Genomic DNA, 18,775 nt, shown 5'->3' with positions numbered 1-18,775 from the left:
GTTAGTTAGTATGCCAACATCGTTAGGCAGCTAACTAATTTTCTGGAGGTAGCTCCATGCACAGCAAAGTCGATGTAGCGGTGATGATTGGCAGCGGCGTGCCGGCCAGCCTGCGGGCCTTGGGCCGTCGTGCGTGCTGGGTGGTTCTGGTCAATGGCGAACAGCGCGGCACGGCCTTTGCCAGCCGCGCCGAGGCCGAGGAGTGCCGGCTGGCCTGGCAGCAGCAGCTGCAGGTGCTGCTGCCCGGCGGCCGGCACCTGCGGCATTCGGCTTAACCGGCCTGGTGCAGGCGCAGGTTGAGCTCGTCCACCACGGGCGCCCAGTCGGCGTCTTCGCGCAGTTGCTGCTTGAGAAAGGCCGCTTGCTGGGGCGTCCAGAAGGGGGCGTCGATCATTTTCAGGTCTTCGTCCAGGGGCGAGTGCCGGGCGATGAAACCATCGATGGCGGCGGGGCTGGAATCCAGGCCCAACTGGTCGAACAGCCCTTCGAGGTTATGGGTGGGCGCTTCCATGGTGATCTCCTTGGGTGACGGGCAGCACCGGCGCTGCCTCAGTGCATCTGAGGCATGGCGGGCGCGCAAGTTCGATCCAAGGGTTCAGGCCAGGGTGCCGCTCTCGGCCTGGAACAACGCCGTCTGGGCCATGGACAGGGCAGTGCTGTAGGCCATGACTTGGGCCCTGGCGGACGACAGGGCCATGGCCCGGCCGGTGTCGGAGCCGGAACTGGCGCCCTTGACCGTGGCCAGGCGGGCCTTGGCCCGTTGCAGTTTCTGTTGCAGCAGCTCGATCTGCTTTTTCAGTTGGCGGATGCGTTTTTTCTTCGCCAGCAACAGCGCCTCTTCCGGGGTTTGCGCGCTGGAGCGGCTCAGGACCAGGGTCTCGCCGTCGTCCGAGGCTTCCAGTACCGCAGTGCTTGGATCCGGCTTGAGGAAGTCGGCCAGGCGAGATGGGGGTTTCAAGTCGATCATCATGATGCTCTTAAACGGATCTCGCCTTTGTATCGGTCGCGCTGTCGGATCCTTGACTGGCGCTGTCTGTCAGGCGTTCAGGGCGCCCTGGTCGATGGCCTGCTTGAGGGCCTTGGCCGACGCTCTGGCTGCCGCGGCAGCGTCTTCCGAGGTCTTGAACCAGCGATCGCGTTCCACCTGGTGGAAGGTGACCTGGGTCAGTGGGGGTTTTGCGCGCATGGCAATCACGGCCTGGAACTCGCCTTCGACTTCTCTGCACTCGCCACGAATGAAAAACTCGCCAATATCTAGTTCGGTCACTTCTAGCCTTCCCTTGGAGATGAGTGAGTGCTTGAACGCCCCCCAAGAGGGGGGCATTCAATCAATGGCGGAGTATGGCAGTTGTTGGGTGACGGCGGGCTGAGTTATATCATTTGGATTCTAGGTGGCGATTATTCTGATGATCTAATCTGAAACTTCCTGCTTCTGTTGCTGGGTAATATTACCGGCTGCGCGTCAACTCCGGCTTTTGCTGAAGTGGGTGCGCGCGAAGCCGGTGTGCGCTTTAAATAGTCGAAATGCACAAAGTTGCTCTAGAATTGCCTCTGCAACCCGAAGTGGCTGCCGACCGGGGGAATCGTGACCCGGGTGCATCCGGCCAGCAGGCCTGTTCCAGCACCCACCCCCGATGACGCGCCGCCACGCTTTGCGGGTCAGAGCTCACTCCTTACGCCTTCGACATGTGCCTGATGCATCGGCGAAATGCCCCTTGCTCAGTGCCGCCGCCAGCGTCGTGGCCAGGAGTGCCAGCTGCACTTGTGTGTATTGGGTAACCGATTGGGGTGACTACGCCGTCATGGCGGTTTTTTCGTGCCGTCCGTTTTTTTCCGGGCGACATCATTTTGAGTATCGGGGAGTGTTCCTTGGCAGTAAGTAATCTTGAAATGCATGCATTGTTCGTGTTGGGTGATTTGCGCGCAAAGCTGGTCAAGCAGTTCCAATCTCGTTTTGTCTACCTCACCGAACAGTCCGCCGAAGGCATCTACGTCGCCGAGATCGACACCGAGACGGCCCTGGTGGTGGACGACAAGCCGCGCCTTGAACTCAAGGTCGGCGATCATTTTCGCGCCGCCGTGCTGCCCAGCCGTGAAGGCGGCAAGATGGAGATCCGCTTTCGCGAGATCAAGCTGACGGTCTACGGCCTGGGCGACTACGCCTTTGTCAGCAGCCCCCTGGGGCAGGGCATCCTGTTCAAGGAAGGCCATTCGGTGGTGACCGTGTTTGCCGCCAACGAGCAGTTGCAGGAAGGCCTGACCAAGACCCTCAAGGCAGTGACCGCCAAGGCCGCCAAATGGCGCAAGGGCGAACTGGTGAGCTTCAAGGCCAGCGAGTGATGAGCCAGGGCCGCGCCGCGTTTCACCATGAGCATCAACAGGCCGCGAGCGCTGAAGCCCGGCGCCTGTTCGCGCAGAAGACCGTGCTCCAGGGCGCCTGGCTGAACTGGGTCGCCGCCCAGCTGTACAACCTGCGCCCCGCGGCCTACGCCAGCATGGTGCGCCGCGAGTTGCAGCGGTTGCAGGAGCCTCCGGCCTCTTGAGCGGCCATCCGGGAAGGGCCTGGGGTTGAAACTACTGAACCTCTACTACAGTCAGTTGACTTAATGCTTTGGGGGCCGTGCGCTTAGGCGCTGCCTGCCCCTGTGGCCCAGGTCCTGACCCAAGAGGTGTACCCCGATGAAAGGAATCCGCGCGCTGCTGGCCAGCAGCCTGTTGAGCCTTGCCGCCCTGAGTACGGCGCAGCCGGTTGTGGCGGCGCCGCAACCGATTCATTTCGCCGACCTGAACTGGGAAAGCGGCAGCCTGATCACCGAGATCCTGCGGATCATGGTGGAGCAGGGCTATGGCTTGCCCACCGACACCTTGCCCGGCACCACCATCACCCTGGAAACGGCCCTGGCCAACAACGACATCCAGGTGATCGGCGAAGAGTGGGCGGGGCGCAGCCCGGTGTGGGTCAAGGCCGAAGCCGAAGGCAAGGTGCAGGCCCTGGGAGATACGGTCAAGGGCGCCACCGAAGGCTGGTGGGTGCCGGAATACGTGATCAAGGGCGACCCGGCCAAGGGTATAAAGCCCCTGGCGCCGGAGCTGCGCAGCGTGACCGACCTGGCCCGCTACAAGGACGTGTTCAAGGACCCGGAGAGCCCGGACAAGGGGCGTTTCCTCAACAGCCCGATCGGCTGGACCTCGGAGATCGTCAACCAGCAGAAGCTCAAGGCCTATGGCCTGCAGGACAGCTACGTGAATTTTCGCAGCGGTTCCGGAGCGGCCCTGGATGCGGAGATCAGCTCGGCGATCCGTCGCGGCAAGCCGATCCTGTTCTACTACTGGTCGCCCACGCCGCTGCTCGGGCGCTTCAAACTGGTGCAACTGCAAGAACCGCCCTTTGACGCCGAAGCCTGGAAGACCCTGACCGACGCCGCCAACCCCAACCCCCGGCCAACCCGTTCCCTGGCCTCCAGGTTGTCGATCGGGGTGTCCACGCCATTCCAGAAGCAGTACCCGCAACTGGCGCAGTTCTTCGCCAAGGTCGACCTGCCCATTGAGCCCCTGAACCGCGCCCTGGCGCAGATGAGCGAGAACCACAGTGCCCCGCGGGACGCGGCCCGGGCCTTCCTCAAGCAGCACCCCGACGTCTGGCGCGCCTGGGTGCCCCGGGACGTGGCGGACAGGATCGCCGCCACCTTGTAGGCGCCGGCGTGCCGGCGAATGGGCCCTTGAACCTTGCGCCCGGCGGGTGCAGGGCAGGGGTCAGAAGCGGGTCTGCACCGCCACCTCGAAGGTTCGCGGCTGGCCCAGGTAGTACGCCGGGGACACATGGGCGAACTGGCCATAGACCTCGTTGGTCAGGTTGCGCACCCGGCCGGTCACTGTGGTGTGGCTGTCGACCTTGTAGCGCAGGAAGCTGCCGTACAGGGTGTAGGCAGGCATCCGCAGGGTGTTGGCGTTGTCGGCGTATACCGAGGCCACGTAGCGCGCATCGACCCCGGTCTGCCAGTTGGGCGACAGGTCATAGGTCAGCCACAGGTTGGCCAGCCGGTCCGGTACGTTGGTCGGCGTGTTGCCTTTGCGTGAAACCACCGCGCCGCTGGCGATCTTCTCGTTGAACTCGCCGTACTCGGCATCCACCCAGGCGAAGTTGGCTTGCGCCAGTAGCTTGGGGGTGATGTGCAGGGAACTGGCCAGCTCGATGCCCCTGGAGGTCTGCTGGCCCACCGGGATGCTGTTGGCCGGGTCCAGGGGATCGGTGACGGCAAAGTCCTTGCGCTCGATGCGATAGGCGGCAACGGTCGCCGAACCCCGTCCTTGCAGGTAGTCGAACTTGCTGCCCACTTCCCATTGCTTGCCCGTGGACACCTCGAAGTTCTGAGTGCCACTGGGCTGCTCGGCGGCGGTGCTGTACTGCACGTAGACATTGGCGCTGGGCAGGAACTGCCAGGTCAGGCCCAGGCGCCCGGTGACCGGTTCCCAGCTGCGCTTGAGGTGGCGCGGGTTGCTGGCGGTGATCAGCCGATGGTTGGTCACGTCCAGGTCGATGGCGTCGTAGCGCAGGCCGCTGAGCAGTGACAGCTCGTCGGTCAGGGCCAGGCGGTTCTCGACGAACAGGGCGCGGGTGGTGACCTGGTTGGTCTTGTCCTTGGCCCAGCCCTGGCGAGTGCCCTTCAGGTCATAGAAGTACCCCGGCTGGAAGTTGCCGGGATCGACGCTGTTGCTGGCCGGCACGTTCCAGGGCGAGTTGGTGGTGCTGTTGACCTTGTACTCAAACCCCCCGGACCAGGTGGTGTCGAGGCCGAACAGCTGATCGTCGTGGCGCAGTTCGAACTGGTTGCCGTCCTGCTGGCCCTGGTGCCGTACCAGGTAGGCGGTCGAGCGGTTCACCCGGCTATTGTCGGCGTTGTACTGGTAGGTCTCCAGGTTGCGATAGTCGCGCTGGCTGTCCAGGTGGTAGAGGGTGTTGCGCAGGCTGGTGCTGGGGTTGATCCGGTAGTCGATGATCGAGCGCAGCCACACAGTGCGCTGTTCATACAGGCCATCGGCGACGTTGTAGTTGTTGAAGCGGTTGTGCTTGTCGATCTTCAGCTCACCGGCCTTGGGATTGAGCACCGGGGTGCCCCAGTAGGGGCTGTCCTCGTGTTCATCCTGGTATTCCACCGCCAGGGTGTGGGACAGGTCCGGGGTCAGGTCGCTGAGCAGGGAGAAGGCCAGGCTCCAGGCATCCCTTTCCTGGCGGTCGATGTAGCCGTTGCTGGTGTTGTGGCTGACGTCCAAGCGCGCGTAGTGCTGCACCTCGGCGCCGGCCGGGCTGAGGGCGTGGTTGACCCCGAAAGCGGTCTGCGTGGTGTCGTAGCTGCCGTAACCGAGCAGGCCTTCGGCGGCCTGTTCGCGGCGGTCCGCGAGCTTGGTCACGTAGTTCAGCGAACCGCCCACGGAGCCGGCGCCATTGATCAGCGACGAGGGGCCGCCCACCAGTTCCACCCGGTCGTAGATCCAGGCGTCCACGGGCCGGGCCAGGCCGGTGGCGACGTTGATGCCGTTGAACATCTGGGTGATCTGGCTGCTGGTAAAACCACGGTAGGAGACGAAGCCGCCGAACCCCGGCGGCGCACTGGCGTTGACCCCGGGCAGGGCGTTGGCCGCTTCCTGGAAGGTGCGGGCGCCGCGTTGCTCCAGGTCCTGGCGGCTGGCCACGGCCACCGAGGCCGGGGTTTCGCGCAGGCTCAGGCCCAGGCGCGAGGCCATGCCGCTGGACTGGTCCAGGTTCAGGCCCGGCTCGGCATCGGCCTCATCGGCGCCGATGGTGGTGGGGGCCAGTTCGAGGCTCGGCTGGCCCCAGGCATTGATCGACAGGCAGCCCAGCAGGCTCGCCAGCAAAGGAAGGTGTTTCATCGGTGCATCCTGAATTCTTGGCTAGGAAAAGGCCCACGAACGCGCGCCGCGCGACAGCGCAGTGGGCAGGTTGAGCACGAGCAGGAATCAGGCGAGAGGCGGTGCCCGGGGATGGGCCGCGGGCCAGGTGGAGCGGGCGGGGAGGTCGGTCTTGTCCAGGGTGCGCGCAGGCGGGGCCTGGGGCTGCGGCAGCAGGGCCAGGGTCAGGCTGGAGTTCAGGGCCGGGCCCATGCCGCCGGTGGAGCACAGCGGGCAACCGAAGGCCTTGGAGAGAGTGGGCAGGGAGCCCTGGTCGGCCGGTTTCTGCAGCGGCGCCTGGGTGGCAGGGTCGACGCTGCAGAACTGCCCGCCGATGCCGTTGAGCTGCATGCCGAGCATCTGCCCGTGGCCGATGCTGCAGGCGAACACGTTGAACAGGACGCAGCAATAGAGCATCCAGGCAACGAGCGAGCGATCGGAACGGGCAAATTTCATGGGGCGGCACTTTATCATCGAAGGCGACGAACGTACTTACAAAAACGGTCAATCGAGTCCATTCTTCAGCGACATTTTCTGCACGGACGTCTGAACATGAATCTTCTGCTCGCACAGGGGGTGGCTGGCAGCTTCCTGTTGATCAGTCTGATCCATCTGTACTGGGCTGCGGGTGGCAAGCGTGGCAGTGATGCAGTGATCCCCGAAGTGCCGGGGCCAGGGCCCGGCATGACCCAGCCGGCGTTCCGCCCGCCGGCCCTGGCCACGATGCTGGTGGCAGTGGCTTTGTTGCTGGTGGCGATGCTGGTGTGCCTGAGGGTCGGGCTCTACCTGCCGACCGTGACCCATCCGTCTCTGCAGTGGGTGATCAGCGCCATTGCCTTGCTGATGTTCGCCCGGGCCATCGGCGACTCCGAGCTGGTGGGTTTTTTCAAGGAAGTCCGGGATTCGAAATTCGCCCGCCTCGACACCCTGTTCTATTCCCCCCTGTGCGTGGTGCTGGGGGCCGGGTTGCTGGTGCTGGCCTGGGCCTGAGGGCAGTCAGCCGGCGCTGGCCAGTGCAGGAGCTGGCTTGCCAGCGAAGGCGTTTTCGAAGTCGCCGCAAGGCTCACGGGCCTCGTCGCCGGCAGCCGGCTCCTAGGTGCAGCGGATGTGCTCAGTTGCCGGTTTCGCTGCGTTTGCTGCTGATTTCCGCCGGCACATCGTCGCCGGCCATGCGCTTGCGAAACAGCGCGGCCCGCGCCAGCAGCAGGGTGGTCACCGGTACGGTGATGGACATCAGCACCGGGATCAGCCAGGCGTGCAGCACCGGCCCGGACTTGAGCGCGGAAAAGTACAGGATCGACGCCAGGGCCACGGCCCAGGAGCCCATGGTGGAGGCCAGGGCCGGCGGGTGCATGCGCTGGAAGTAGCTCTTCATGCGCAGGATGCCCAGGGCCCCGATCAGGGCAAACACACTGCTGATCACCAGCAGCAGGGCCACCAGCACTTCCACCCAGAGTGGCAATTGTTCCAGGCTGTTCATTCGATCACCTCGCCACGCAGAAGGAATTTGGCCAGGGCGAAGGAGCCGACAAAGCCGAACAGGGCGATCAGCAGCGCCGCCTCGAAGTAGGTGTCACTGGCGTAGCGCACGCCCAGCACCAGCATCATCAGCATCGCCAGGATGTACAGGTAGTCCAGGGCCAGAACCCGGTCCTGGGCCGAGGGGCCCTTGAACAGGCGCACCAGGGTCAGGACCATGGCCAGGGAAAAAATGAACAGACTCAGCAAGATCGCGTTGGTCAGCAGGACACTCATTCGAAAATCTCCATCAGCGGGCGCTCGTACGTGGCCTTGAAGTGCTGGATGAATTGCGCCTCGTCCTTCAGGTCGAAGACGTGCAGCAACAGCAGGCTGCGGTCCAGGGACAGCTCGGACCAGACCGTGCCCGGCACCACCGTGGTGATGGTGGACAGCGCCGCCAGGCCATTGGCGTCCCGCAGGTCCAGGGGGATCTTGACGAAGGCCGAGTGCACCGGGCGCCGGCCGTTGTTGAGCACGCCCCAGGCCACCAGCAGGTTGGACACCAGCACGTCGCGGCCCACCACCAGGAACAGGCGCAGGATGGTGCCCGGGCGGCGGATGCGGATCGGCAGGGGCCGCAGGGGCTGCATCAGCAGCGGCGCGAGAAAGCCCAGCAGGGCGCCCAGCAGCAGGTTGCCCGGGCTGAGGGACAGGTTCAGCACCAGCCAGAGCAGCCACAGTGCCAGGGACAGGAATGGCGCGGGGAACAGGCGCTTCATGGGTGCACCTCCACTGCCGCTGCGGTCTTGGATTCAGGGCTGAGCACGGTGCGGGTGCCGAGCACCGCCATCACGTAATGCTCCGGGTGGTTGAGGCTGTCGGCGGTGGCCTGGGTGAAGCGCAGCAACGGCTCGGCCTTGAAGCTGAGCAGCACGCAGAGCCCCAGCAGCGCCACGATCGGCAGGCACTCCAGGCGCCGCAGCACCGGCGAAGGGCGTTCCTCCGGGGTCCAGAAACGCTGCACACCCAGGCGGGCAAAGGCAATCAGCGAGGCCAGGCCCGAGAGGATCAACAGCGCCAGGAAGCACCAGGCCGCCGGGGTGATCGGCGTGCCCTCGCTGGCCCCCAGGCCCTCGGGGTTGAGCAGGGCGGCAATCAGGTTGAGCTTGCCGATGAAGCCCGATAGCGGCGGCATGCCGATGATCAGCAAGGCGCAGGCGATGAAGCTCAGGCCGAGGAAGGCCATGGTCCAGGGGATCACCTGGCCGACCACCACTTTCTGTTCATCGTCGAGGTTGCTGCCCCGTGGCGGGTGCAGCGACTCCATGGGCCGCGGCAGGATCTCGCCTTCATCCTCCAGGGGGATCTCATTGGCCGAGCGCGAACGCTCGATCAGTTCTGCCAGCAAAAACAGCGCGCACATCGCCAGGGTCGAGCTGAACAGGTAGAACAGCGCCGCGCCGGTGAGGGCCGGCTGGGCGAAGCCGATCACCGAGATCAGGATGCCGGCCGACACCAGGATGCTCAGGCTGGCCATGCGTTCCAGGCGCTGGGCCGGAAGAATCGCCAGGGCCGCGCAGAAGATCGTCGCCATGCCGCCGTACACCAGCCACTGGCTGCCGAAATAGGCCGAGGCCCCGGCTTGCCCGGAGAACAGCAGGGTCCACAGGCGCAGTACGGTGTACACACCGACTTTGGTCATGATGGCGAACAGTGCCGCCACCGGCGCGCTGGCCGAGGAGTAGGCGGGCACCAGCCAGAAGTTCAGTGGCCACATCCCGGCCTTGGCCAGGAAGGCGATCGCCAGGATCGCCGTACCGGCGTGCAGCAGGCCGCGGTCGGCTTCCGGCACCAGGGGGATCTTCATCGCCAGGTCGGCCATGTTCAGGGTCCCGGTGACCCCGTAGATCATCGCCGTGCCGATCAGGAACAGCGACGAGGCCAGCAGGTTGATGGTGATGTAGTGCAGCCCCGAAGACACCCGCGCGCGCCCCGAGCCGTGCAGCATCAGGCCGTAGGACGCCGCCAGCAGCACCTCGAAGAACACGAACAGGTTGAACAGGTCGGCGGTCAGGAAGGCCCCGTAGAGGCCCATCAGCTGGATCTGGAACAGGGCATGGAAACTGGCCCCGGCGCCATCCCAGCGGGCCATGGCGAACAGCAGCGCGCTGACCCCGATGATACCGGTGAGCACCAGCATCAGCGCCGACAGGCGATCGACCACCAGCACGATGCCGAACGGCACCTGCCAGTTGCTGGGCAGGTACACGCCGAAGGAACCGGTGGCGCCCTGGACCTGGGTCCAGTACAGCAGGTAGCCCGCCAGGCACAGGCCCAGCAGGGTGGAGAGCAGGTTGATCCGGGCTTTCAGCGGGCGATGCTTTTCCCCCAGCAGCAACATGATGCCCGCGGTCAGCAGCGGCAGGAGGATGGGGGCGACGATCAGGTGCGACAACGGATTCATTCCTTGGGCTCCCGGCCATCGACGTGGTCGGTGCCGGTCAGGCCCCGGGACGCCAGGAGCACCACCAGAAACAGCGCAGTCATGGCGAAGCTGATGACGATGGCCGTGAGCACCAGCGCCTGGGGCAGCGGGTCGGTGTAGTGCAGCAGGTCCTGGGGCACGCCGTCCTTGACGATCGGCTCCTTGCCGATGAACAGGCTGCCCATGCTGAAGATGAACAGGTTGACCGCATAGGACAGCAGGCACAGGCCCATCACCACCTGGAAGGTCCGCGGGCGCAGCACCAGCCAGACTCCGGAAGCGGCGAGGACCCCAATGGCGATTGCGATGACTTCTTCCATCAGGCGGCTCCGTTCTGAGTCAGGGATTTGGCCTGGCTGGCCGGCTTGTGGGCCCGCACCGACTGGTGCGCCAGGGCCGTGAGGATCAGCAGGGTCGCGCCCACCACCACGGCGTACACGCCGATGTCGAAGAACAGCGCGCTGGCGATGTGGATGTCACCGAACAGTGGCAGGTCGACATGCAGCGTGTGGGTGGTCAGGAACGGGTAGCCCCAGGCCAGGGCGCCGAGGCCGGTGGCCAGGGCAACCAGCAGCCCGGTGCCCATCCAGCGCAGCGGGCGCAGGCTCATCTGCGCCTCGACCCACTGGGTGCCCGCCACCATGTACTGGAGGATGAAGGCCACCGACATCACCAGCCCGGCGACGAAACCGCCGCCCGGCAGGTTGTGCCCGCGCATGAACAGGTAGAAGGACACCACCAGGGCAATCGGCAGCAGCAGGCGCACCAGCACCGCCGGCACCATCATGAAGCCCAGGGCGGTGTCGCTGGCCTGGCGCGGGTTGACCAGGTCGGTGACCACGTCCGGGGCCAGCAGGCGCTGCTGCGCCGGCAACTGCATGCTTTCCTTGGGCGGGCGGAAGCGGCGCAGCAGGGCGAACACGGTCAGGGCCACCGCCGCCAGCACGGTGATCTCGCCCAGGGTGTCGAAGCTGCGGAAGTCCACCAGGGTCACGTTGACCACATTGGTGCCGCCGCCTTCGGGCAGGGCGCGGCTGAGGTAGAACGAGGAAATGTCGTTGGGAGTGGGGCGGGTCAGCATGGCGTAGGACAGCACTGCCATGCCCAGGCCCACGGCCACCGACAGGCTCAGGTCGCGCAGGCGGCGGATGCGCGCCTTGGGCACGCTGCTGGGCAGGGGCGAGACGTCCTCGATCCGCCGTGGCAGCCAGCGCAGGCCGAGGAGGATCAGCACCGTGGTCACCACTTCCACCACCAGCTGGGTCAGGGCCAGGTCCGGCGCCGAGAACCAGACGAAGGTCACGCAGGTCATCAGGCCGCAGACGCTGACCATGGTCAGGGCGGCCAGACGGTGGTACTTGGCTTGCCAGGCGGCGCCCAGGGCGCAGGCGATGGCCAGCAGCCAGAAGGTCACGAAGACGATGGAACCGGGGATCTTCGGCCGGTCGCCCCAGGTCAGCTGGCTGTAGAGCATGGGGATCAGCCCGGCGATCACCGCCGCCAGGATCAGCACGAACAGCTGGGTCTGCAGGCGCTTGGTGCTCAACCGGCGTTCCAGGCGCCGGGCCAGGCGGGTCATGCCCACCAGGCTGCGCTCGAACAACAGCTTGCCGTTGAGACGGCCCACGCCCGGCGGGTAGGCGAAACGGCCCGCCACCAGCGGCTTGTGCAGCAGCAGGTAGAGGACGATGCCGCAGGACATGGCGATCAGGCTCATGATCATCGGGGCATTGAGGCCGTGCCAGATGGCCAGGCTGTATTCGGGCAGGGTCCCGCCCACCACCGGCAGTGCCGCGGCGGCCAGCAGCGGGCCGATGATCTGCGCCGGGAAGATCCCCACCAGCAGGCAGGTGAACACCAGCAGTTCAACCGGGGCACGCATCCAGCGCGGCGGCTCGTGGGGCGTGTGCGGCAGGTCGGTGGCCGGCTCCCCGAAGAACACGTCGACCGTGAAGCGCAGGGCGTAGGCCACGCTGAAGGTCCCGGCGATGGTAGCGATCACCGGCAGGGCGATTTCCACCCAGGCGCTGGAGTTGATGAACACCGTCTCGGCGAAGAACATCTCCTTGGACAGGAAGCCGTTGAGCAGCGGCACCCCGGCCATGGAGGCGCTGGCCACCATGGCCAGGGTCGCGGTGTAGGGCATCAGCTTGATCAGGCCGTTGAGCTTGCGGATGTCACGGCTGCCGCTTTCGTGGTCGATGATCCCGGCCGCCATGAACAGCGAGGCCTTGAACGTGGCGTGGTTGAGAATGTGGAACACCGCCGCCACCGCGGCCAGCGGGCTGTTCAGGCCCAGCAGCAGGGTGATCAGCCCCAGGTGGCTGATGGTGGAATAGGCCAGCAGGCCCTTGAGGTCGTTCTGGAACATCGCGCAGTAGGCGCCCAGCACCAGGGTGCAGGCCCCGGCGCCGCTGACGATGTAGAACCATTCTTCAGTGCCGGACAACGACGGCCACAGGCGGGCCAGGAGAAACACCCCGGCCTTGACCATGGTCGCCGAGTGCAGGTAGGCCGAGACCGGGGTCGGTGCGGCCATGGCGTGGGGTAGCCAGAAGTGGAAGGGGAACTGCGCGCTCTTGCTCAGGGCGCCCAGCAGGATCAGGGGCAACAGGATCGGGTAGAGCGCGTGGGCACGTATCTTGTCTCCGGCAGCCAGTACCTGGTCCAGGTCGTAGCTGCCCACCACATGGCCGAGCAGCATGACCCCGGCCAGCAGGCACAAGCCCCCGGCACCGGTGACCATCAACGCCATGTAGGCGCCGCGGCGGGCATCGGAGCGGTGGTGCCAGTAGCCGATCAGCAGGAAGGAGAAGAGGCTGGTGAGCTCCCAGAAGAACACGATCTGGATCAGGTTGCCGGAAATCACCAGGCCGAGCATGGCCCCCATGAAGGCCAGGAAGAAGGCGAAGAAACGCGGCACCGGATCTTGCGGCGACATGTAATAACGCGCGTAGAGCGCCACCAGGCTGCCGATGCCCAGCACCAGCAGCGAGAACAGCCAGGCGAAGCCGTCCAGGCGCAGCACGAAGTTCAGCCCCAGGCTCGGCAGCCAGGCATACTCCTCGCGAATCACCCCGCCATCGGCGATCTGTGGGTACAGCAGAGCCACCTGGATGGTGCCAATGAGTGCCACCAGGCCGGCCAGCAGAGATTCGGTGTTACGTGCATTGTGCGGCAACAGGGCCGCCAGACAGCTGCCGATGAATGGCAGAAGCAGTAGAACTATCAGGGACATAGGCTTCTAATCTGCGGAAAAGTATGACGCATAATACGTGCCAGGCCCTGGATCACCAACCGCCATGCGCGGCGCGGGCCCCCTAAGAAATGTTACATACGCTTTCAAAGGTAGGAGACAAATGCCTGATGCGCCCGTTCACCGGGTGCTGTGGGGCAAATGCCCTGCCCAGCTCAAGCCGCCACAAGGATCGACAAGGGTGCACATGATTAAAGGATCGGCCTTGGGCCGGCTGTTTCGACGGGGCGCGTTCGCCGTGCTGTTCACCGCCTTTGGTGCGGCATCGGGCATTGGCCTGGAGCATTATCTGGACCGCCCCGACATGCTCAAGACCCGCCAGGCGCTGGTCATCGAAGGCCCGCAGGGGGATGAGCGCAACTATGTGCTGCCGCCGGGCACGGTGCTCTATTTCGACCGCGCCTTTGCCGAGGGGCACGCGCTCTACCACGCCTACTTCTACTATCACGGCGAGCCTGAAAATGACCGGGTACTGCTGGAGCCCAAGCACAAGGGCTCCCTGACCGTCCCCACCTGGCTCTACGCCCCCGGGGACCCCGCACTGTAGGCGCTGGCCTATCAGCGAGAGCGCCTGCAAGAGCACCTTCGCCGGCAAGCCGGCTCCTACAGTCCCCACCACTACCCCAGCCAGCCGTAGGCGCTGGCTTGCCAGCGAAAGGGCCCTCAAGAGCTCCCTCACCAGCAAGCAGCCCCCGCAGCGGGCCGTTGCTCAGGACTCCACCGCCTCGCCGCTCTGCTGTCCGGCTTCTGCCTTGGGCTTCCATTCGCTGATGATCACCGCCAGCACGATCAAGGCGCCGCCCAGCAACGCCAGCCCCGGCAGGCGCTCCCCGGCGATGCGCCCGACAATCCCGGCCCACACCGGCTCGCCGGCATAGATCAGGGTGGCGCGGGTCGGCGAGACGCTTTTCTGCGCCCAGTTCATTGCCAGCTGGATCACCGCGCTGGCAGCCCCCAGGCCCAGGGCGCTGGCCAGCAGCAGCCAGGAAAACCCCGGCAGCGCTTCCCCGGTCGGCCACACCATGGCGAACGCCAGCAGCGAGGTGACCGCCAGTTGCACCACGGTGACCCGGCGCACATCCACCCGCCCGCCGAAGCTGCTGATGAGGATGATCTCCGCGGCAATGGCCACGGTACTGATCAGGGTGGCGATCTCTCCGGGGCTGAAGTCCAGGGACGCGCCATTGGGCCCGGACAGCAGCATCAGCCCGGTGAACGCCAGCATGATGCCGATACTCGGCAGCAACCCCGGGCGCTTGCCCATGAACAGCCATTGCAGCAACGGCACGAAGGGCACATAAAGGGCGGTGATGAACGCCGACTGGCTGCTGGGAATGCTTTGCAGGCCCACGGTCTGCAAACCGTAGCCGAGCATGATCGCGGTGCCGATAAAGGCCCCGGCGCGCAGTTCGAACAGGGTCAGGCCGCGCAAGTGGCGCAGTGAGAATGCACCGACCATGCACGCCGCTGCGGCAAAGCGCAGGCCGACGAAGAACATCGGCCCGCTGACGCTCATGGCGTTCTGCACCAGCAGGAAGGTGCCGCCCCAGATCATGGTGATCAGCACCAGCACGGCTTCGGCCTTGCTCAACTTGAACTGGAATCCGCGGGAGGGCGTTGCTGTCATGGCCTTGCGTGCTACCTGAGGGGGACGCACAATGCGCCGGAAGTTGGGCAGTATACTGCGCAGGCCCCAGGAGTGAGCAATATAGTGCACAAAGAAAACGTCCAGCGGGCCTCGGTCCTGCAACATGTCAGCCTCAACGTCCGCCGCCTGCGCAATGCCGCGGGTTTGAGCCAGAGCGCCCTGGCGGAAAAATCCAATGTCAGCCGGCGGATGCTGGTGGCGATAGAGGCGGGGGAGAAGAACGTCAGCCTCGGCACCCTGGACCGGGTGGCCGAAGCCCTGGACGTGGCCTTCAGCGACCTGATCCAGGCCCCGGAATCCCGGGATTCGAGCCGCATCAACGAGCTGGCCTGGGCCGGTGCTATCCCCGGCAGCAAGGCGCTGCTCCTGGCCAAGGCCGAGGCCACCCGTGAAGTGGAGCTTTGGGAATGGCAGCTGGAGCCTGGCGAGGTCTATCACTCGGAGTGCGACGCCGAGGGCTGGAGCGAGCAGATCTACGTCTTCGAAGGCTGCCTGACGGTGTTCTTCGGCGACACTGAACGGCGCCTGGAATGCGGTGACTTCTTCATGTTCGCCAGCCACGTGCCCCACGGCTACCGCAACGACGGCACCCGGGCCACGCGCTTCGTGCGCAACGTGGTGATCTGATGCCCCGTGGCCCGGCAAGCGCTGTTTGCCCAGCAACAGCAGTTGGACATTTTGCCTGTTTTCAGTTGATGTCTTTTAGCTGAATTATCAAGCAAGCTGCTGATATTAAAGGTTTTTATATTTAGGCACGACTCCTGCAATTGTCCTGGAAAGAACCCCGCGACGGGTGTTCACCTTGATGTTCAGGAAGCGGAGTCGGCCCATGACAGCCCCAGCCCAACCCTCTCGCAGTGCCCATCTCATCCAGAACGATGCGCAAGCCATCAGCGTGGCCCGGGCCCTGGCCCAGCGCTTTGCCGTGGAGGCGGCGCTGCGTGATCGCGAGCGGCGCCTGCCCCGGGCAGAGCTCGACGAATTTTCCGCCAGCGGCCTGTGGGGCATCACCATCCCCAAAGAGTACGGCGGTGCCGGGGTGTCCTACGCCACCCTGGTGGAAGTCATCAAGCTCATTTCCGCCGCCGACCCGTCTCTCGGCCAGTTGCCGCAGAACCACCTGGGAGTGGTGGACATCCTGCTGCAGACCGCCAGCGAAGAGCAGAAGCGCCATTACTTCGCCAAGGTGTTGCAGGGCTACCGCTTCGGCAATGCGTTTTCCGAGGCCGGCAGCAAGCACGTCGGCGCCTTTGAAACCCAGATCCGTTTCGACGGCGAACAGGCGCAGATCGACGGCGAGAAGTTCTACTGCACCGGGGCGCTGTTCGCCCACATCGTCCCGGCGGTGGCGGTGGACGAACACAACCAGGCGCACATTGCCTTTATCGAGCGCGACAACCCTGGCCTCACGGTGATCGACAGCTGGGACGGCTTCGGCCAGCGCACCACCGCCAGCGGCGGGGTCAGCCTCAAGGCGGTGCGGGTGCCGCGCAGCGCGGTGATCCCGGCCCATCGGGCCTTCGACCAGCCCACCGCCGATGGCCCGATCTCGCAAATCATCCAGGCCGCGGTGGACACCGGCATCGCCGTCGCCGCCCTGGAAGACGCCAAGCACCATGCCCGGCAATCCCGGCCGTGGATCGACAGTGGCCTGGACCATGGCTGGCAGGACCCGTTCACCATTGCCGCCATCGGCGACCTGGAATGGCGGGTGCACGGCACCGAAGCGATCCTCGCCAAGGCCGCCGAGGCGGTCGATCAGGCCCTGGCCCAGCCCGGTGAAGACAGCGTCGCCCAGGCCTCCCTGGTGGTGGCCCAGGCCAAGGTGCTGTCGGCGGAGAGTGCCTTGCTCGCCGCCAGCAAACTCTTCGAGCTGGCCGGCACCCGTTCGGTGTCGGGCAAGTACAACCTCGACCGCCACTGGCGCAACGCCCGCACCCACACCCTGCACGATCCGGCGCGCTGGAAATATCACCTGATCGGCAACTACCTGCTCAACGGCATCAAGCCGGCCCGCCACGCCTGGAACTGAAGGACTGCGCCATGAATGCACTGACCCGCCCCGACACCCCCCAAGCGGCCCTGGAACACAACGCCCAGGTCCTGCAGCGGGCCCGCGTCTTGCTGCAGCAAACCCTGGATTTCATCCGCGAGCAGGCCCGGCCCTGGAGCGGCAGCGGCCTGGCCAGGGCCAGCGACGACCCCTATGTGATCAGCCGCTTTGGCGACCTGAACATCCGCATCGACCTGGCCGCGGCCCTGCAGGAGCGGGCCCAGCGCCAAATAGAACAAGAGCCGGACCCGGCGGAAGTTGCGGTGGCCCTGGCCGAGGCGGCGATTGCCGCGGGCCAGGCGCTGCTGGCGGCCAGCGACGCCGAGTTCGAACTCACCGGTCAGCGCAGCCCGCAGCCCCAGACCCTGGATGACCCGCTGCGCTGGAAATACCAACTGATCGGCAACTACCGCCTCAATGGCGTGCCACCCCAAGGTTTCAGGAGTGTTGTGTGATGTCCCGTGAAATCCGCCTCAATGCCTTCGACATGAACTGTGTCGGCCACCAGTCGCCGGGCCTCTGGGCCCACCCCCGGGACCGCTCCTGGCAGTACAAGGACCTGGAGTACTGGACCGACCTGGCGAAAATCCTTGAAAAGGGCAAGTTCGACGGGTTGTTCATCGCCGATGTGCTGGGCATCTACGACGTCTACAACGGCAACGGCGAGGCAGCGATCCGCCAGGCCGCCCAGGTCCCGGTGAACGACCCGCTGCAGCTGATCCCGCCCATGGCCCTGGTCACCGAGCACCTGGGCTTCGGCCTCACCGCGTCGCTGTCCTTCGAGCACCCGTACCCCTTCGCCCGTCGCCTATCCACCCTCGATCACCTGACGAAGGGCCGCGCCGGCTGGAACATCGTCACCTCCTACCTGGAGAGCGGGGCCAAGAACATCGGGCAGCAGGCCCAGACCGAACACGACGCTCGCTACGACTACGCCGAGGAGTACCTGGAGGTCTGCTACAAGCTCTGGGAAGGCAGTTGGGAAGACGGCGCGATCCTGCGCGACCGCGAGCGACGGCTCTTCAGCGACCCGAGCAAGATCCACGAGATCCGCCATGTCGGCAAACACTTCCAGGTGCCGGGCATCCACCTCTGCGAGCCGTCGCCGCAACGTACCCCGGTGCTCTACCAGGCCGGGGCGTCCAGCCGGGGCAAGCAGTTCGCCGCCGAGCAGGCCGAATGCGTGTTCGTCGCCGCGCCGTCCAAGGTGCTGCTGAAAAAGACCGTGGCCGACATCCGCCGCCGGGCCGCCGAGGCCGGGCGCGATCCGTCGAAGATCCTGATCTTCAACCTGCAGACGGTGATCCTGGGCGAGACCGACGCCAAGGCCAAGGCCAAGTTCGAGGAATACAAATCCTGGGTCAGCTACGAGGGCGCCATGGCGCTGATTTCCGGCTGGACCGGCATCGACTTCAGCCGTTTCAAGCCCGACGAGCCCCTCAAGCACGTGCACACCAACGCCATCCAGTCGGCGGTGGAGGCCTTCTCCACGGCAGACCCGAACAAGGTCTGGACACCCCATGAACTGGCGGACTGGGTGGGCATCGGCGGCTTTGGCCCGTTGTTCGTCGGTAGCCCGGAAACCGTCGCCGACCTGCTTCAGGAATGGGTGGAAGAAACCGACGTCGACGGCTTCAACCTGGCGTATGCGCTGACCCACGAAAGCTTTATCGACGCCGTGGAACTGCTGGTGCCGGAGTTGCAGAAGCGGGGCGTCTACAAGACCGAATACGCCCCGGGCACCCTGCGGGAAAAACTCTTCGGCGCCGGCCCGCGCCTGCCCGAAAGCCACCCGGGCAGCGCCTGGCGCAACCTGGGTAGGCAACGCCAAACAGCCGCACAACGTGCCAGCGCCTGAACCCCGCGCCCTGTAGGAGCTGGCTCGCCAGCGAAGGGGCCCACGCCTTCGCCGGCAAGCCGGCTCCTACAAGCGAAAAGGCCCACAAGGCCCCCGTTCATTTCCAG

The 18,775-nt window shown here is 65.4% G+C and carries 22 protein-coding genes; 10 read left to right on the top strand and 12 right to left on the bottom strand.

The genetic code is table 11. The features are described 5' to 3' along the window. Window positions 1-56 precede the first annotated feature (56 nt). A complete protein-coding gene (locus BLS75_RS06075) occupies window positions 57-275 on the top strand; it encodes a hypothetical protein (RefSeq protein WP_011060894.1) in 219 nt (72 codons plus the stop codon). Here the strand turns inward: BLS75_RS06075 and BLS75_RS06070 are convergent. The 3 genes from BLS75_RS06070 to BLS75_RS06060 all read right to left on the bottom strand — a co-directional run bounded on the left by BLS75_RS06070 (window position 272) and on the right by BLS75_RS06060 (window position 1,267). After that, window positions 272-511: a DUF2789 domain-containing protein gene (locus tag BLS75_RS06070; protein ID WP_011060895.1), complete on the bottom strand. Its 240-nt coding sequence runs from the start codon at window positions 509-511 to the stop codon at window positions 272-274. The genes BLS75_RS06075 and BLS75_RS06070 overlap by 4 nt on opposite strands. An 84-nt stretch (window positions 512-595) precedes the next feature. Continuing rightward, complete coding sequence (locus BLS75_RS06065; RefSeq protein ID WP_169891827.1) at window positions 596-958, bottom strand: RND family efflux transporter; 363 nt, start codon at window positions 956-958, stop codon at window positions 596-598. A 78-nt stretch (window positions 959-1,036) separates the two neighbouring features. Further along, window positions 1,037-1,267, bottom strand: a complete 231-nt coding sequence (locus BLS75_RS06060) for a hypothetical protein (RefSeq protein WP_026020108.1) — start codon at window positions 1,265-1,267, stop codon at window positions 1,037-1,039. A 623-nt stretch (window positions 1,268-1,890) separates the two neighbouring features. Here BLS75_RS06060 and BLS75_RS06055 point away from each other — a divergent pair. From BLS75_RS06055 to BLS75_RS06045, 3 genes are all read left to right on the top strand, one after another. Continuing rightward, on the top strand, window positions 1,891-2,340 hold the full coding sequence (locus tag BLS75_RS06055) for a hypothetical protein (RefSeq protein ID WP_036996569.1): 450 nt from the start codon (window positions 1,891-1,893) through the stop codon (window positions 2,338-2,340). Further along, window positions 2,340-2,543, top strand: coding sequence for a hypothetical protein (locus BLS75_RS06050; RefSeq protein WP_011060898.1), 204 nt, complete (start codon window positions 2,340-2,342; stop codon window positions 2,541-2,543). Before BLS75_RS06055 ends, BLS75_RS06050 begins: the two co-directional genes overlap by 1 nt. A 136-nt stretch (window positions 2,544-2,679) precedes the next feature. Then, a complete protein-coding gene (locus BLS75_RS06045) occupies window positions 2,680-3,693 on the top strand; it encodes an ABC transporter substrate-binding protein (protein WP_015635323.1) in 1,014 nt (337 codons plus the stop codon). 60 nt (window positions 3,694-3,753) lie between these two features. Here the strand turns inward: BLS75_RS06045 and BLS75_RS06040 are convergent, their stop codons facing one another. Beyond that, complete coding sequence (locus BLS75_RS06040) at window positions 3,754-5,889, bottom strand: TonB-dependent receptor (RefSeq protein ID WP_072452258.1); 2,136 nt, start codon at window positions 5,887-5,889, stop codon at window positions 3,754-3,756. Between the two features lie 87 nt (window positions 5,890-5,976). Next, window positions 5,977-6,363 carry a DUF2946 domain-containing protein gene (locus BLS75_RS06035; protein ID WP_176876708.1) on the bottom strand — a complete coding sequence of 129 codons (387 nt, stop codon included), beginning with the start codon at window positions 6,361-6,363 and terminating at the stop codon, window positions 5,977-5,979. A gap of 96 nt (window positions 6,364-6,459) precedes the next feature. Between BLS75_RS06035 and BLS75_RS06030 the strand changes: the two genes are divergently transcribed. After that, on the top strand, window positions 6,460-6,897 hold the full coding sequence (locus BLS75_RS06030; RefSeq protein WP_019094294.1) for a DUF3995 domain-containing protein: 438 nt from the start codon (window positions 6,460-6,462) through the stop codon (window positions 6,895-6,897). A gap of 121 nt (window positions 6,898-7,018) precedes the next feature. Here the strand turns inward: BLS75_RS06030 and BLS75_RS06025 are convergent, their stop codons facing one another. The 6 genes from BLS75_RS06025 to BLS75_RS06000 are packed head-to-tail and all read right to left on the bottom strand — an operon-like array spanning window position 7,019 to window position 13,091. Beyond that, window positions 7,019-7,387: a Na+/H+ antiporter subunit G gene (locus tag BLS75_RS06025; protein WP_011060902.1), complete on the bottom strand. Its 369-nt coding sequence runs from the start codon at window positions 7,385-7,387 to the stop codon at window positions 7,019-7,021. Next, the gene (locus BLS75_RS06020; RefSeq protein ID WP_011060903.1) at window positions 7,384-7,662 is read right to left on the bottom strand and encodes a K+/H+ antiporter subunit F; all 279 of its coding nucleotides are present in this window, start codon (window positions 7,660-7,662) and stop codon (window positions 7,384-7,386) included. The genes BLS75_RS06025 and BLS75_RS06020 overlap by 4 nt, the downstream gene beginning before the upstream one ends. After that, the gene (locus tag BLS75_RS06015; protein WP_011060904.1) at window positions 7,659-8,147 is read right to left on the bottom strand and encodes a Na+/H+ antiporter subunit E; all 489 of its coding nucleotides are present in this window, start codon (window positions 8,145-8,147) and stop codon (window positions 7,659-7,661) included. The genes BLS75_RS06020 and BLS75_RS06015 overlap by 4 nt, the downstream gene beginning before the upstream one ends. Beyond that, a complete protein-coding gene (locus BLS75_RS06010; RefSeq protein WP_072452256.1) occupies window positions 8,144-9,832 on the bottom strand; it encodes a monovalent cation/H+ antiporter subunit D in 1,689 nt (562 codons plus the stop codon). The genes BLS75_RS06015 and BLS75_RS06010 overlap by 4 nt, the downstream gene beginning before the upstream one ends. Next, entirely contained in the window at window positions 9,829-10,173 is a 345-nt protein-coding gene (locus BLS75_RS06005; protein ID WP_011060906.1) for a Na+/H+ antiporter subunit C, read from the bottom strand. The genes BLS75_RS06010 and BLS75_RS06005 overlap by 4 nt, the downstream gene beginning before the upstream one ends. Beyond that, window positions 10,173-13,091 carry a monovalent cation/H+ antiporter subunit A gene (locus BLS75_RS06000; protein ID WP_011060907.1) on the bottom strand — a complete coding sequence of 973 codons (2,919 nt, stop codon included), beginning with the start codon at window positions 13,089-13,091 and terminating at the stop codon, window positions 10,173-10,175. Before BLS75_RS06000 ends, BLS75_RS06005 begins: the two co-directional genes overlap by 1 nt. A gap of 205 nt (window positions 13,092-13,296) precedes the next feature. On the opposite strand from BLS75_RS06000, the gene BLS75_RS05995 reads away from it, so the two are divergent. Continuing rightward, the gene (locus BLS75_RS05995) at window positions 13,297-13,656 is read left to right on the top strand and encodes a hypothetical protein (protein WP_169891825.1); all 360 of its coding nucleotides are present in this window, start codon (window positions 13,297-13,299) and stop codon (window positions 13,654-13,656) included. Between the two features lie 162 nt (window positions 13,657-13,818). Here the strand turns inward: BLS75_RS05995 and BLS75_RS05990 are convergent, their stop codons facing one another. Then, the gene (locus BLS75_RS05990) at window positions 13,819-14,826 is read right to left on the bottom strand and encodes a DMT family transporter (RefSeq protein ID WP_072442447.1); all 1,008 of its coding nucleotides are present in this window, start codon (window positions 14,824-14,826) and stop codon (window positions 13,819-13,821) included. Here BLS75_RS05990 and BLS75_RS05985 point away from each other — a divergent pair. From BLS75_RS05985 to BLS75_RS05970, 4 genes are all read left to right on the top strand, one after another. Continuing rightward, window positions 14,821-15,384 carry a helix-turn-helix domain-containing protein gene (locus BLS75_RS05985; RefSeq protein ID WP_011060910.1) on the top strand — a complete coding sequence of 188 codons (564 nt, stop codon included), beginning with the start codon at window positions 14,821-14,823 and terminating at the stop codon, window positions 15,382-15,384. The genes BLS75_RS05990 and BLS75_RS05985 overlap by 6 nt on opposite strands. Before the next feature lie 202 nt (window positions 15,385-15,586). Further along, complete coding sequence (locus BLS75_RS05980) at window positions 15,587-16,789, top strand: SfnB family sulfur acquisition oxidoreductase (protein ID WP_011060911.1); 1,203 nt, start codon at window positions 15,587-15,589, stop codon at window positions 16,787-16,789. An 11-nt stretch (window positions 16,790-16,800) separates the two neighbouring features. Beyond that, the gene (locus BLS75_RS05975) at window positions 16,801-17,265 is read left to right on the top strand and encodes an acyl-CoA dehydrogenase (RefSeq protein ID WP_011060912.1); all 465 of its coding nucleotides are present in this window, start codon (window positions 16,801-16,803) and stop codon (window positions 17,263-17,265) included. Continuing rightward, complete coding sequence (locus tag BLS75_RS05970) at window positions 17,265-18,668, top strand: LLM class flavin-dependent oxidoreductase (RefSeq protein WP_072452255.1); 1,404 nt, start codon at window positions 17,265-17,267, stop codon at window positions 18,666-18,668. Before BLS75_RS05975 ends, BLS75_RS05970 begins: the two co-directional genes overlap by 1 nt. The last annotated feature ends 107 nt before the right edge of the window (window positions 18,669-18,775 follow it).

Origin of the sequence: Pseudomonas sp. NFPP12 (assembly GCF_900103205.1) — a bacterium.
In the GTDB taxonomy this organism is placed as follows: domain Bacteria; phylum Pseudomonadota; class Gammaproteobacteria; order Pseudomonadales; family Pseudomonadaceae; genus Aquipseudomonas; species Aquipseudomonas protegens.
This window is presented reverse-complemented; position numbering and strand designations above follow the sequence as displayed.

Excerpts from the sequence above, each read along its gene's own strand:
- BLS75_RS06075 (WP_011060894.1), top strand. The coding sequence starts at position 57 with ATGCACAGCAAAGTCGATGTAGCGGTGATGATTGGCAGCGGCGTGCCG.
- BLS75_RS06070 (WP_011060895.1), bottom strand. The coding sequence starts at position 511 with ATGGAAGCGCCCACCCATAACCTCGAAGGGCTGTTCGACCAGTTGGGC.
- BLS75_RS06055 (WP_036996569.1), top strand. The coding sequence starts at position 1,891 with ATGCATGCATTGTTCGTGTTGGGTGATTTGCGCGCAAAGCTGGTCAAG.
- BLS75_RS06050 (WP_011060898.1), top strand. The coding sequence starts at position 2,340 with ATGAGCCAGGGCCGCGCCGCGTTTCACCATGAGCATCAACAGGCCGCG.
- BLS75_RS06045 (WP_015635323.1), top strand. The coding sequence starts at position 2,680 with ATGAAAGGAATCCGCGCGCTGCTGGCCAGCAGCCTGTTGAGCCTTGCC.
- BLS75_RS06040 (WP_072452258.1), bottom strand. The coding sequence starts at position 5,889 with ATGAAACACCTTCCTTTGCTGGCGAGCCTGCTGGGCTGCCTGTCGATC.
- BLS75_RS06035 (WP_176876708.1), bottom strand. The coding sequence starts at position 6,363 with ATGAAATTTGCCCGTTCCGATCGCTCGCTCGTTGCCTGGATGCTCTAT.
- BLS75_RS06030 (WP_019094294.1), top strand. The coding sequence starts at position 6,460 with ATGAATCTTCTGCTCGCACAGGGGGTGGCTGGCAGCTTCCTGTTGATC.
- BLS75_RS06025 (WP_011060902.1), bottom strand. The coding sequence starts at position 7,387 with ATGAACAGCCTGGAACAATTGCCACTCTGGGTGGAAGTGCTGGTGGCC.
- BLS75_RS06020 (WP_011060903.1), bottom strand. The coding sequence starts at position 7,662 with ATGAGTGTCCTGCTGACCAACGCGATCTTGCTGAGTCTGTTCATTTTT.
- BLS75_RS06015 (WP_011060904.1), bottom strand. The coding sequence starts at position 8,147 with ATGAAGCGCCTGTTCCCCGCGCCATTCCTGTCCCTGGCACTGTGGCTG.
- BLS75_RS06010 (WP_072452256.1), bottom strand. The coding sequence starts at position 9,832 with ATGAATCCGTTGTCGCACCTGATCGTCGCCCCCATCCTCCTGCCGCTG.
- BLS75_RS06005 (WP_011060906.1), bottom strand. The coding sequence starts at position 10,173 with ATGGAAGAAGTCATCGCAATCGCCATTGGGGTCCTCGCCGCTTCCGGA.
- BLS75_RS06000 (WP_011060907.1), bottom strand. The coding sequence starts at position 13,091 with ATGTCCCTGATAGTTCTACTGCTTCTGCCATTCATCGGCAGCTGTCTG.
- BLS75_RS05995 (WP_169891825.1), top strand. The coding sequence starts at position 13,297 with ATGATTAAAGGATCGGCCTTGGGCCGGCTGTTTCGACGGGGCGCGTTC.
- BLS75_RS05980 (WP_011060911.1), top strand. The coding sequence starts at position 15,587 with ATGACAGCCCCAGCCCAACCCTCTCGCAGTGCCCATCTCATCCAGAAC.
- BLS75_RS05975 (WP_011060912.1), top strand. The coding sequence starts at position 16,801 with ATGAATGCACTGACCCGCCCCGACACCCCCCAAGCGGCCCTGGAACAC.
- BLS75_RS05970 (WP_072452255.1), top strand. The coding sequence starts at position 17,265 with ATGTCCCGTGAAATCCGCCTCAATGCCTTCGACATGAACTGTGTCGGC.